The sequence below is a fragment of the Rhodococcus sp. NPDC057529 genome, assembly GCF_042802055.1.
Lineage (GTDB): Bacteria > Actinomycetota > Actinomycetes > Mycobacteriales > Mycobacteriaceae > Rhodococcus_F.
Genome location: NZ_JBHVEY010000004.1, coordinates 365,728 through 377,525, shown reverse-complemented (window position 1 = coordinate 377,525; position 11,798 = coordinate 365,728). Strand labels below are relative to the sequence as shown.

13 protein-coding genes are annotated in these 11,798 nt (G+C 67.2%); 8 read left to right on the top strand and 5 right to left on the bottom strand.

The features are described 5' to 3' along the window. The first annotated feature begins 75 nt into the window (after positions 1–75). From ACFU5V_RS10100 to ACFU5V_RS10090, 3 genes are all read left to right on the top strand, one after another. Positions 76–585 carry a hypothetical protein gene (locus tag ACFU5V_RS10100; protein WP_378698820.1) on the top strand — a complete coding sequence of 170 codons (510 nt, stop codon included), beginning with the start codon at positions 76–78 and terminating at the stop codon, positions 583–585. Between the two features lie 172 nt (positions 586–757). Beyond that, the gene (locus ACFU5V_RS10095; protein WP_378441830.1) at positions 758–1,354 is read left to right on the top strand and encodes a hypothetical protein; all 597 of its coding nucleotides are present in this window, start codon (positions 758–760) and stop codon (positions 1,352–1,354) included. Between the two features lie 52 nt (positions 1,355–1,406). Then, entirely contained in the window at positions 1,407–2,009 is a 603-nt protein-coding gene (locus ACFU5V_RS10090) for an RES family NAD+ phosphorylase (RefSeq protein WP_378698818.1), read from the top strand. 178 nt (positions 2,010–2,187) lie between these two features. Here the strand turns inward: ACFU5V_RS10090 and ACFU5V_RS10085 are convergent, their stop codons facing one another. Next, positions 2,188–2,736, bottom strand: a complete 549-nt coding sequence (locus ACFU5V_RS10085) for a HutD family protein (protein ID WP_378698816.1) — start codon at positions 2,734–2,736, stop codon at positions 2,188–2,190. 201 nt (positions 2,737–2,937) lie between these two features. Here ACFU5V_RS10085 and ACFU5V_RS10080 point away from each other — a divergent pair, with 201 nt between their 5' ends. Further along, positions 2,938–4,293, top strand: a complete 1,356-nt coding sequence (locus ACFU5V_RS10080) for an ammonium transporter (RefSeq protein ID WP_378698814.1) — start codon at positions 2,938–2,940, stop codon at positions 4,291–4,293. A 69-nt stretch (positions 4,294–4,362) separates the two neighbouring features. Here the strand turns inward: ACFU5V_RS10080 and ACFU5V_RS10075 are convergent, their stop codons facing one another. Both ACFU5V_RS10075 and ACFU5V_RS10070 read right to left on the bottom strand, forming a co-directional pair. Beyond that, positions 4,363–4,950: a transcriptional regulator gene (locus ACFU5V_RS10075; RefSeq protein ID WP_378698812.1), complete on the bottom strand. Its 588-nt coding sequence runs from the start codon at positions 4,948–4,950 to the stop codon at positions 4,363–4,365. An 82-nt stretch (positions 4,951–5,032) separates the two neighbouring features. After that, on the bottom strand, positions 5,033–5,698 hold the full coding sequence (locus tag ACFU5V_RS10070) for an XRE family transcriptional regulator (RefSeq protein WP_012689757.1): 666 nt from the start codon (positions 5,696–5,698) through the stop codon (positions 5,033–5,035). Between the two features lie 171 nt (positions 5,699–5,869). Between ACFU5V_RS10070 and styD the strand changes: the two genes are divergently transcribed. The 4 genes from styD (at position 5,870) to ACFU5V_RS10050 (ending at position 9,521) form a co-directional block, all read left to right on the top strand. Next, positions 5,870–7,357, top strand: a complete 1,488-nt coding sequence (styD, locus tag ACFU5V_RS10065; RefSeq protein WP_378698810.1) for a phenylacetaldehyde dehydrogenase StyD — start codon at positions 5,870–5,872, stop codon at positions 7,355–7,357. Between the two features lie 40 nt (positions 7,358–7,397). Next, positions 7,398–8,513, top strand: a complete 1,116-nt coding sequence (locus ACFU5V_RS10060; RefSeq protein WP_378698808.1) for an NDMA-dependent alcohol dehydrogenase — start codon at positions 7,398–7,400, stop codon at positions 8,511–8,513. A 65-nt stretch (positions 8,514–8,578) separates the two neighbouring features. Further along, positions 8,579–8,899: a DMT family transporter gene (locus tag ACFU5V_RS10055; RefSeq protein WP_378698806.1), complete on the top strand. Its 321-nt coding sequence runs from the start codon at positions 8,579–8,581 to the stop codon at positions 8,897–8,899. 52 nt (positions 8,900–8,951) lie between these two features. Next, positions 8,952–9,521 carry a TetR/AcrR family transcriptional regulator gene (locus ACFU5V_RS10050; RefSeq protein ID WP_095862695.1) on the top strand — a complete coding sequence of 190 codons (570 nt, stop codon included), beginning with the start codon at positions 8,952–8,954 and terminating at the stop codon, positions 9,519–9,521. Between the two features lie 52 nt (positions 9,522–9,573). On the opposite strand, the gene ACFU5V_RS10045 is transcribed toward ACFU5V_RS10050, so the two are convergent. After that, positions 9,574–10,413 carry an NmrA/HSCARG family protein gene (locus tag ACFU5V_RS10045; protein WP_378440209.1) on the bottom strand — a complete coding sequence of 280 codons (840 nt, stop codon included), beginning with the start codon at positions 10,411–10,413 and terminating at the stop codon, positions 9,574–9,576. Positions 10,414–10,636: 223 nt separating this feature from the next. After that, complete coding sequence (locus ACFU5V_RS10040; RefSeq protein ID WP_378698804.1) at positions 10,637–11,689, bottom strand: histone-like nucleoid-structuring protein Lsr2; 1,053 nt, start codon at positions 11,687–11,689, stop codon at positions 10,637–10,639. Positions 11,690–11,798 lie beyond the last annotated feature (109 nt).

Here is an 11,798-nt window from a genome sequence, read left to right as displayed (position 1 = left end):
TAGTTCCGTCATCGTCCAGTCGACGAGTTCGACGATCTGATCGAGCAGGCCGGCCACGAGGATCTGATCTCGGCCATGGTCGTCTCGCTCGCCGGTGGACTGTTCATAACCAAGACCGGCCGATACAAGGCGATCCCGATCGTCGGCGCCGCCATGCTGGTGGTGGGACTGTGGCTGTTCTCCACCATGGACGCGAAAACCTTGATCGCGCAGAACAGTGTGCCGATCCGAGACATGGGCACCGCGACCGGCACCGCCACCTTAGCCCGCAACATGGGCGGGTCGGTCGGAGTCGCCCTGCTCGGCGCGATCTACGCCAGCCAACTCACGTCGTCGCTGGGCGACACCGGCGGGCAGGGAGCCCCCAGCGCCACCGGGATGTCCCCGGCAGCGTTGCACCAACTTCCCGAGGCCGTGCAGGTCGTTCAAACAAGCCGTTGTCAACGGCACCCACGCGATCTTCCTGTGGGGGCCGTCATCGCCGCCGCCGCGTTCGTCCTCGCCTGGCTCATCACGGAAGTGACACTCCGGGAGACCCTCACCCCGGACGACGTGGCCGAGCTGGCCGACAGCATCGGACACTGACCGCCGGCCGTCCAAATCTTCCCTGCAGCGACTGAAGTCATGCCTCTCGAGTCGGGTACCGACGAGCAACGGATTGCCGTCGCGGCCCGCAGGATGGAGCGGATCCCGATGGATGCGACAGAAGCGACAAGCACGTATGCTGTTACTACCGTCGCATCGGAGGAGGCGAGCAATGAGCATCGACCATGACCTCGGCGCGGAACTCCGTGCCCTGCCCGATGGCGAGTTCTTCGCCCTCCTCGCCCGAGAAGTCGCCAACCGCGAGTCGATGAGCTCGGTGCGCAACGCTCTCCTCTCGCTTGTCGCCTCCGGCCCCACCCTCAGCGCCTCCATCGCCTCGGCGGTGCCCACGCACGCACTGACGGAGTCGATCGCGCGGGCCCGAATCGAGACCACGGCACGACAGGCGATTTTCGAGCATCCACATCTCGAAGCGAACGATGTCGCCGATGTCCTGCGCTCTCGCGACAGCAACCGACGCAGCCCAGCCAGCCGGTTGCGCGAACGGGGCGACATTGTCGGATACGAGATCGGCGGGCGCTATCTCTACCCCAGCTTCCAATTCGACGCAGCGACCGCGAAGGTTCGGCCTGTCGTCGCGGAGATCAACCAGCTCCTGAACGCCAAGCACGACCCCTGGGGAGTGAGTTCCTGGTGGATCAGCCCATCCGGGTGGCTCCCGGACGGGCAATCGCCCGCCGACCTCGCTGCGGAGGGCGGGCAGGACGATCGGATCCGCGCCATCGCCCACGACCTGCTGGCGGACTGAACCGGTGCCCGCGGCACCACCGCCACCCGATCTGACCGGTAGACCCGCCCTGGTGCCACTACCCGCGGGAACCGAACTGTGGCGAATCCACCACGAAGATTACGCGGCCAATGCCGTGAACCCGACCCCTCAGCCGACCATACCCGGCGGTGCCCGATTCGACAGCCTCACTGGTGATTACGCCTATACCTACCTCGGCGATTCACCCGAGGCAGCCGTCGCCGAGACCCTGTGCCGGGACCTGGCCGTGACAGCCCGCCCCCGATTGGTGCCGCGCGCCCGAATCTCAGGGCGAGTCCTGAGCCGACTTACCGTCGTCACCGAGATGACCGTAATCGCCTTGCACGGATCACACCTGTCGGCGGTCGGACAGGACACCTGGCTCACCAAATCCGACCCCTCCGACTACGTGCTCACCCGAACCTGGGCGCGTGCACTGTTCGCCGCGGCGCCGTCGGCCGACGGACTGGTATACCGCTGCAGGCACAACGAGGACAAGTTCGCCTGGATGCTCGCCACCGATCCCACCCGCACCATCCATCCCGCTCTCACCGTCAACAGCGATGATTCCGTGCCACTCCCGAGCACGATCGGCCTGGTGCTCGTCGAACGGATGCTCGCGCACTACAACGCGACCCTGGCCTCGACAGTCTGACCGACACTCATGGCGAAAACGACAAGCTGCGAAGAAAGACCGGGGTGGTGATGCACGGTGCATCACCGGCATCCGCAGGTGATGCACGGTGCATCACGCGACGCGTTGTTGGTTCAGATCCATCCCGAGGCGACTCCCCCAGGTGAGTGCCAAAGTGTCCCCCGGCACGCTTTGGCGCTCACCTGGGGAAGACCTGGGCGAGCACGACCGACGCCGGTCCGGACAGGTGCACCGACCCCTGTTCGACGAGCAGGCAGTCGCCGGGTTCGAGTGACCCGAGGTCCGTCGTGAGGCCTCCGCTCAGGACCAGGGCGAGGACGGCCTCCCGTCCGCCGGCGGGCATCTCGTGCGCCGTTCCGATCTCGACGATGTCCACCGAGGCGGCCGTCGTGGACCGGTGGACCATGACGTTGAACGCCTCGGTCGCCCCGGTCGCCACGCAGGCGGGACCGTCCTCACCGGCGAACGGGGTCGGGCTGAGGCGCGGAATCACCGCCGGGGCGTCGCCGAAGTCGAGCGACACCGGATGGTCGCCGATCACCGTGAAGATGCGGTCCACCTCGGGGAACGGCGAGAACGTCGAGTTCCCGTCGAGCGTCGCGACGCTGAACCGCCACCGGGACGCGGCGCCGGCGGCGATCTCCGCGGTCGTCCCGGCACCGTTGGCCCACGGCGTGATGCGACGTTCCGCGCGACGGATGATGCGTGCCCCGCGAGCTGTTGTCACCCGTACTCCTCACTCACAATGTCCACTGCCACGATACAGCGTTTCACCTTTGGCGACAGAAAGCCCGGGTCGAATCCGTAACGCATTCGTCACGCGACGCACTATTTCCGCAATCTCCACTTTGGTTCACTGACGATAGACATTGATTCCCATCGGCGGACACTGCGGGTGTCCCGCCATCCTCGATCAAGGTGGACGACTATGAACGAAGCAGTCGCTGCGGCCGACACCGCCTGGATTCTGGCGGCCTTCACGGCGGTGAGCCTGATGGTCCCGGGCCTGGCCATGTTCTACGGCGGAATGGTCAGCGTGCGCAACACGCTCAACATGGCCATGATGACGTTCGGCGCGTTCGCCGTCGTCGGGGTGCTGTGGATCGTGTTCGGCTACTCGGCCGTGCTCGGCAATTCCCTCGGCGGCCTCGGCCTCCTGGGCGACCCGCTCGAGTTCTTCGGCTCCAGTGCACTGCTGGAGGCCCCCGCCGAACCCGGACTGCCACCCGCGCTGGTCTCCGGATTCCAGCTGTTGTTCGCCGGTATCACCGTGGCCCTCATCTCGGGCGCTCTGGCCGACCGGATGAAGTTCGGCGCGTGGATGCTGTTCGCCGGACTGTGGGCCACGTTCGTCTACTTCCCCGTCGCCCACTGGGTCTTCGCATTCGACTCGGAGGACGGATCGGTGATCGGCGGATGGATCGCCAACACCCTCGGCGCCATCGACTTCGCCGGCGGCACGGCGGTGCACATCAACGCCGGCGTCGCTGCCCTCGCCGTCGTCCTGGTTCTGGGGGCCCGCAAGACGTTCCCCGTCTCGCCGCGCCCGCACAGCCTTCCCCTGACCATGCTCGGCGCCGGCATCCTGCTGTTCGGCTGGTTCGGGTTCAACGGCGGCTCGGCACTGTCCGCCGGTAACAGCGCGTCGGTCGTCATCCTCAACACCGTCGCCGCGGCGTGTGCAGGCATCTGCGCGTGGCTGGCCGTCGAGAAACTGCGGGAAGGCCGGGCCACGTCGCTCGGCGCGGCATCCGGGCTGATCGCCGCCCTGGTCGCCATCACGCCCGCCTGCGGCGCCGTCTCCCCCCTGGGCGCGTTGGCGGTCGGCGCCGCGGCCGGCGCGGTCTGCTGCTTCGCGGTCTCCTGGAAGTACCGGCTCGGCTACGACGACGCGCTCGACGTCGTCGGCGTGCACCTGGTGGGCGGCATCCTCGGCACCCTCCTGATCGGGTTCCTCGCGGACCCGGCCGCACCCAACGGCGCAGCGGGACTGCTCTACGGCGGCGGCTTCGACGTGCTGTGGCGCCAATGTGTCGCCGTGGCAGCCGTTCTCGCCTACTGCTTCGTCGTCACCCTGGTGATCGCCGCGGCACTGAAGAAGGTCATGGGCATCCGGGCAGACCAGGACAGCGAATACGACGGCCTCGACGTGTCCGTCCACGGTGAGACCGCCTACGTGCTCGACGCCGTCGGCCTCACCGGTGCATCCAAGCACGGCGCGGACGCGGTGCTCGGTGCGGAAGCCATCACCGCGGAAGCGGTGGGAGACCCCGCGAAGGCCTGATCCAGCGCCGCACACAGACCGGGCCCTGTCCGCAGCATTCCGCGGGCAGGGCCCTGCCTTCGTCGCCGACTACGTCAGGCTCTGAGCCAGACTCCGAAGCCGATCGCTGTAGTTGTTCGGCTGGGCGGACAGGAACTGGGTCAGCACGATTCGATCGAATTCCTCCATCGCGGCCGAATCACCCGTGATTGCTGCATGATTCGCGACTTCGTGTTCGAGCAGTTCGACCGCCTCACGCCACCCGCACACAGCGGGGCTGCCGAGTTCCATCTGCGGCTCGAATCGTAGGGGTTGATCGAGTGGACTCCCGAGAATTTCCTGCAGGTGGTCCTCGAGGGTGCCGCGCGCCAGTCGGATGATCAGCTGAGACTGCCCTTCGTGCCACTCCATGCTTGCGCGGCGTCCCGGCGACAGAATCGACGCGACCGTCATGGTCGAGTCGAATTCTTGTGCGCCGGAGGTAATTCGGGCCGTGCCCGACAGGGGAATCTGAACGACGTAGAAGTCGCCGTGATCATCCGCGTTCATCCGCGCATCGGTGCCGTAATCGAAATAGTAGAGGCCGATCGCGCCCGCGGTGGCCAGGCTGACCGGCTCGGCGGGATCGAAGGGCAGCGCCGCTTTTCCGCCGGACGCTATCTGAACTGTCGCCAACATTGCTACCACGACCTTTCGAACCACCCGCCACTCTACGCCCGGCACACGGCGTGGAGGAAGGACGAAACAGCGGTCGGAGGAGTCACTCCTCGTGATGGTCCGGGTACGCGGTGACGGCGAGGAACCGGATGGGCAACCGCACGAGGTCGTTGGGACCGTGCAGGCCTTCGCCGTCGAGGAGCAGCGAGTCGCCCGGTCGCAGCGTGTACTCGGCCTCGCCGTGCCCGTAGACCATGACGCCCTCGAGCATGTACAGCAGTTCGGTGCCCGCGTGCTGGAACAGCGGAAACGTCTCGCTGGCGTCGGTGAGCGTGACCAGCACCGGTTCGAGTCGCTTGTGCTGCCCGCGCAGGGCGCCGAGGAGTTCGTAGTGGTGCCCCACCCGGGTGCCGCGTCCGACGATGACCGCGCCGTGGCCCGCCTCGACGTACACGGCGTCGCGGGCGGTGTCTGCACCCCGGAACAGGGAGGTCACCGGCACGTCGAGTCCGGCGGCGAGCCGCGCCAGCGTCGACAGACTGCACGACGTCTGCGAGTTCTCGATCTTCGACAGCATCGCCTTGGAGATCCCGACCTTGGCCGCCATGTCGCCGACGGACAGCCCGCTGGCCTTGCGGAGCGCCCGGACCTGCCTGGCGATCACCTTCTCCAGGTCGGGCCCGGTCGGCGTGTCGGACGGTACCTCCCGCTCGACGGGCGCGGGGTCTCCCGTGTCGCGGTGAACCTCGGTCTCGGGTCGAGTCGTCACGCCCGCATCGTAACAGCGCTGTTTACTGTCAGGAAACCGCGACTCGGTGCCCGCGGACGGCGAATCGGTGCGCATACGAGCAACAACCATGCGCGTGCGTGCAAGACGACGCCGCCCCCACACCCGCATGCTTGTGACAGCCATCACAACACCACTGGGAGAGTTGACGCCATGACCGCAGTACACGAGAACGTCAGTGCCACAGGGCTTCCTGATGGAACCGCCACGCAGCTGTTCATCGGCGGGCAGTGGCGTCCGGCGTCGGACGGCGGAACGTTCACCGACCTGAACCCGGCCACCGGACGCCCCCTCGTCGACGTGGCCGCCGGAACCGGGCAGGACATCGACGACGCCGTCGCCGCGGCGCGGTCGCAGCTGAACGGTGAATGGGGATCACTGCCCGGTGCCGCCCGCGGACGGATCCTGAACAAGGTCGCCGATCTCATCGAGCGCGACGGCGAGATCCTCGCCCGGCTCGAGGCCCTCGACGTCGGCAAGCCCGTCGGCCAGCCCACCATGCTCGACATCCCGATGGCCGCGGGCACGTTCCGGCACTTCGCCGGCTGGGCCGACAAGATCACCGGCCAGTCCATCCCGACCGCCGGCTACTTCGGTCAGCCCACCCACTCGTACACCGTCCGCGAACCGGTCGGCGTGATCGGCGCGATCGTCCCGTGGAACACCCCGCTGATGATCTCGGCGTGGAAGATCGCCCCGGCGCTGGCCGCCGGAAACACCCTGGTGGTCAAGCCGCCGGAGGACGCACCGCTGTCGATCCTGCACCTGGCGACGCTGCTCGAGGAGGCCGGACTGCCCGCAGGCACCGTCAACGTCGTGCCCGGCCTCGGCGAGATCGCCGGCGACGCACTCGCCGCCCACCCGGGCGTGGACAAGATCAGCTTCACCGGCAGCCCCCGCGTCGGGCGGATCATCGCCAAGCGCGCCGCGGACACGTTCAAGCGCACCACCCTCGAACTGGGTGGCAAGTCCCCGCAGATCATCCTCCCGGACGCCGACCTCGAGGCCGCGATCAACGGCACCGCGATGGGTCTGTTCTTCAACCAGGGCGAGGTCTGCGCCGCGGGCACCCGCATCCTGGTGCACCGGTCGCTGTACTCGCAGGTCGTCGACGGTCTCGCCGCCGCCGCGTCCGCCCAGGTCCTCGGCGACCCGTTCGACCCGGCCACCACCATGGGCGCCCTGGTCAACGCGAAGCAGCGCGACACCGTCCTCGACTACATCGCGGCCGGACGCAGCGAGGGCGCCCGCGTCGCCGCCGGCGGCGGCCGCCCGGACGGGGACGGGTTCTTCGTCCAGCCGACCATCTTCGCCGACGCCAACAACGACATGAAGATCGCGCGGGAGGAGATCTTCGGACCCGTCGGCACCGTCATCGCGTTCGACACCACCGACGAGGCGATCGCGATCGCCAACGCCACCGACTACGGACTCGCCGCCTCGATCTGGACGCGCGACGTCTCCCACGCCCACACCCTCGCCGGCAAGGTCCGGGCCGGAGCGGTGGCCGTGAACGGCTGGGCACCGATCGATCCCGCCCTGCCCTGGGGCGGCATGAAGACCAGCGGCACCGGACGCGAACTCGGCTGGGCCGGAATCGAAGCCAACACCGAGGAGAAGGTCGTCACCATCATCCTCTGATCCCGTACACCATCGACGTCGTCGGACAGGAGCAGCAAACATGAAGACCCAGGCCGCTGTGTTGTGGGAACCCGGTCAGCCGTGGCAGATCGAAGAACTGGAACTCGACCCGCCGAAGCACGGGGAGGTGCTGCTGCAGTTGGCGGCGTCGGGGATGTGCCATTCGGACGAACACGTTCGGGACGGGAGCCTGCCGCTCGAGTACTACCCGTTCATCGGCGGGCACGAGGGCGCCGGTGTCGTGCTCGAGGTCGGACCGGGGGTCACCAGCGTCGAGAAGGGCGATCACGTCGCACTCGGATTCATCCCCGCGTGCGGGCGGTGCCGGCAGTGCGCGACCGGACAGTCCAGCATCTGCGACCTGGGTGCTCACCTGCTCGAAGGATGGCAGATCTCGGACGGTACGGCGCGCCACCACGTGCGCGGCAAGGACGCTGCCATCCAGTGCCTGATCGGAACGTTCTCGCCGTACACGGTGGTCAACGAGGCGTCCTGCGTCAAGATCACGAAGGACATCCCGCTCGACAAGGCGGCGCTGGTCGGCTGCGGCGTCACGACTGGCTGGGGGTCGTCGGTGTACGCGGCCGGCGTCCAGGCCGGTGAGACCGTCGTCGTGATCGGCATGGGCGGCGTCGGGTGCGGGGCGGTTCAGGGCGCCGCGCTCGCCGGTGCCCGGCACGTCGTGGTCGTCGACCCGTCGGAGTTCAAGCGGGAGCAGGCCAAGATCTTCGGCGCCACCCACACCGCGGCGAGCATCGACGAGGCCCTCCCCCTCCTCCAGGACCTGACGTGGGGCCAGTTGGCCGACAAGGTGCTCATCACTGTCGCGAATGCGAGTGGCCGCATCATCGGTCCGGCGATGAGCCTGGTGGCGAAGGGCGGCACGTGCGTCCACGTGTCGGTCGGCGATGTCACGCAGAACGACGTCGACCTGAACCTGTTCGATCTGACGGCGATGCGCAAGACGCTCAAGGGGGCATGGTTCGGCAACGCGAACATCCGGTTCGACATCCCGCATCTGCTCCGCCTGTACATGGAGGGTCAGCTGAAGCTGGACGAAATGATCACGAGGACATACACGCTCGACCAGATCAACGACGGCTACGAGGCGATGCGGAAGGCCGAGAACGTCCGCGGCGTCATCATGTACTCGTAGACGGCACCGTCGGGAGCGGTGGGGCGCTGCACGCCTCACCGCTCCCGGCATGGTTCCCTGTCCCCATGCCGTACGTGTTCCTGCTTGCCGCGATCGCCGCCGAGGTGTTCGGTACGAGCCTGCTGAAGTCCACCGAGGGCTTCACCCGGCTCTGGCCGACGGTCGGCTGCCTCGCCGGCTACACTCTCGCGTTCCTGTTCCTGTCGCAGGCGGTCAAGACGGTGCCGGTCGGGATCGCCTACGCCATGTGGTCGGGGCTCGGGACGGCGGCGATCGTCGCGATCGGGGCCGCATTCCTCGGTGAACCGCTGACCGCGACGAAGATCTTCGGACTCGGTCTCGTCGTCTCCGGAGTGGTCGTGCTCAATCTCGGCGGAGCTCATTGATACCGTGGTCGCATGATCGCTGGTGGGACAGGTACACGTCGTGCCTAAGCTCGTGGATCACGACGAGCGTCGGCGAAGCATCACCGCCGCCGCCTGGCGGCTGATCGCGGCCCGCGGTATCGAGGCCGCGAACATGCGCGACATCGCCACCGAGGCCGGGTACACCAATGGCGCGCTGAGCCACTACTTCGCCGGCAAGGACGAGATCCTCCGGACGTCGTACGAGCACATCTCCGAGGCCACCGATCGGCGGATCACCGAGGCGCTCGGCGACGCGACCGGCCTCGACGCCCTGCGCATCCTGTGCCGCGAGGTGATGCCGATCAACGAGGAGAAACTTCTCGAGGCCCGGATCGCCGCCTCCCTGTGGCCGCGGGCCATGTACGACGAGCAGATGGCCGCGACCAACCGCCGGACGATGGACCGCTGGCGCGAGCAGATGGCGATCTTCCTCGAGCAGGCCCGCGACGAGGGCACCGTCGGCGACATCGACGTCACCATCGTGGTCGAGCAACTGCTCAACATGATGATGGGCATGCAGATTCTGGGTGTCCTCACGCCGGGCGAGACGTCGTCGGAGCGTCAGCTCGAGATGCTCGAGCGGTTCGTCACCACTCTCTGAGCCGACGGCCTCCACCGACACCGAACTGCGGACCTTGCGTTCTCCGCAGACCTCAGGCCAACTCGGCTGCCCAATCGGCGAAGCTCTGCCACCCCACCTCGGGGTAGAGCCGGCGCAGTTCGCCGATGTTCGCGTCGTACCCGGTGTCGGTGAGGAAGCGGAACATTGCGCGCATGTCCGGCGAGGCGATGGCGTCCGCGTCGGACGCATGGGCCTGAACCGGCGTGCCGAGGACGCTGCTGAGCACCTCGGCCATGCGACGTGGGGTCGGATCGTCCGACGCGAGGTCGATTCGTGTCCGCGCAAATCGGTCCGGATCATCGAATACCAGGGCGACGAACCGACCGAGGTCTCGGCGCGACAACTGCTGCAGCGGGGTATCGACCGGCAGAGGCAGATCGAGCCGGCCTCCGCGGATGCCGTCGAGTCCACCGAGCAAGTTGTCGTAGAAGTAGGTCGGCCCGACGATCGTGTGCGAGACCGAGGATTCTCGCAGCAACGACTCGGTCACGGCCTTCGTGTCGAAATGTGGGACCCCGGTACTCCTGTCCGCATCGGCCACCGAAGAGAACACCACGTGCGGAACACCGGCATCACCGAACGCGTCGACCAGCGCGGCGCCCTGCGCGATCTCCGCCTCTGGGCCGTCTTCGAACGGCGTTGTCATGGCGAACACGCCCGCACACCCCTCGACGGCAGACGCGATCGCCGCTCGATCGGTGATATCGGCCACCGCAATGTCGACGCCGCGTAGGCGCAACGCCTCTGAGCGAGAAGAGCTTCGACGGACCAGGGCTCGGACCTCGCGTCCACGTTCGAGCAGCGCGTCGACGACAGCGCCTCCCTGACCACCCGTCGCTCCGACTACTGCATACGGCTCACTCATGGACACAACACCTCTCCGTCTCGACCGCGTCAGCGTACTCGGCCGACTCCGTCCGCTCACCGTGATGTGCGCCTCGATAACGCCGGTGGGGCCCCGCCCCGGCCAGGCCGGCGGGAGCGGGGATCGACGGTCACCTCGTCAGCGTCCGCGATGACCGGGCGACACGGTGGGCAGGGCTCATCGCCTTCGCGGCAGGATGGGCTCCGAATCCATCAGGCACTGTCGCAACTCACGCCACCGGCAGCTCTGCCTGAGCATCATGGAAGGCTCGCTCGATCTCAGCCGCGATCCGGCCGCGGGAGGACACTACGTGACCCGCTCCGATCGCCCACTCACGAATCTCCCTGGACGTCCTCTGCGCCGGAGCCGTACTCGCGGCCGCCTGCTTGACCGGAGCCGTGGCCACGACCATCTTCTTCACGGGCGCCTTCTTCGTAGCCGCCTTCTTCGCGACTGCCTTCTTCCCATTCTTCTTCTCCGCAGGCGCCTTGCTCGCCGCTACTCTCTTCACCGGCTTCGCCGCCGTCTTCTTCGCCGCCGTCGTCTTCGCCGCCGTCGTCTTCGCCGCCGTTTTCTTCGCCGCAGCCTTCTTTACCGGCGCCCGCTTCGCCTGAAACTTCTTCGCCTGAGCCTCATGGAAAGCTTGCTCGATCTCGACCGGAATCCTCCCGCGGGAGGACACTACGTGACCCGCCCCGATCGCCCACTCACGAATCTCCCTGGACGTCCCCTTCGCCGGAGCCGTCGCCGCGACCACCTTCGTCACGTCCACATTCTTCGTAGCCGCCTTCTTCGCGACTGTCTTCTTCCCGTTCTTCTTCTCCGCCGGAGCCGTGCTCGCCGCGACTCTCTTCACCGGCTTGGCCGCCGTCTTCTTCGCCGCCGTCTTCTTTACCGGCGCCCGCTTCCCCTGAGCTTTCTTCGCCTGAGCCTCATGGAAAGCTTGCTCGATCTCGACCGGGATCCTCCCGCGGGAGGACACTACGTGACCCGCCCCGATCGCCCACTCACGAATCTCCCTGGACGTCTTCTTCGGCGGGGCTGTACTCACGGCCGCCTGATTGACCGGCGTCTTCGCCGCGACCGTCTTCACGTCCGCCTTCTTCGCCTGAACCTTTTTCGCCTGAACCTTTTTCACCTGAGCTTCGTGGAAGGCACGCTCGACCTCGGCCGAGATCCGGCCACGGGAAGACACCGCCAAGCCCATTCCGATCGCCCATTCGCGAATCTCCCTGGTTGCCCTCTTCGTCGAACCTTCAGAACCCCTCGGTGATACCGCCATGCTGTCTCCTTCTTCGCCAGGCAATCGTCGAACGCACACAGTAGCGGCAGGCGGCTTCCTCCGGTAATCACGAAGCTCACCCGAGCTGGCACTTCAACGTCCCCAGCCC

What these genes read in the sequence shown, in the direction of transcription:
- ACFU5V_RS10100 (WP_378698820.1), top strand. Translation starts at nt 76, where the DNA reads ATGGTCGTCTCGCTCGCCGGTGGACTGTTCATAACCAAGACCGGCCGA.
- ACFU5V_RS10095 (WP_378441830.1), top strand. Translation starts at nt 758, where the DNA reads ATGAGCATCGACCATGACCTCGGCGCGGAACTCCGTGCCCTGCCCGAT.
- ACFU5V_RS10080 (WP_378698814.1), top strand. Translation starts at nt 2,938, where the DNA reads ATGAACGAAGCAGTCGCTGCGGCCGACACCGCCTGGATTCTGGCGGCC.
- ACFU5V_RS10075 (WP_378698812.1), bottom strand. Translation starts at nt 4,950, where the DNA reads ATGTTGGCGACAGTTCAGATAGCGTCCGGCGGAAAAGCGGCGCTGCCC.
- styD (WP_378698810.1), top strand. Translation starts at nt 5,870, where the DNA reads ATGACCGCAGTACACGAGAACGTCAGTGCCACAGGGCTTCCTGATGGA.
- ACFU5V_RS10060 (WP_378698808.1), top strand. Translation starts at nt 7,398, where the DNA reads ATGAAGACCCAGGCCGCTGTGTTGTGGGAACCCGGTCAGCCGTGGCAG.
- ACFU5V_RS10055 (WP_378698806.1), top strand. Translation starts at nt 8,579, where the DNA reads ATGCCGTACGTGTTCCTGCTTGCCGCGATCGCCGCCGAGGTGTTCGGT.
- ACFU5V_RS10040 (WP_378698804.1), bottom strand. Translation starts at nt 11,689, where the DNA reads ATGGCGGTATCACCGAGGGGTTCTGAAGGTTCGACGAAGAGGGCAACC.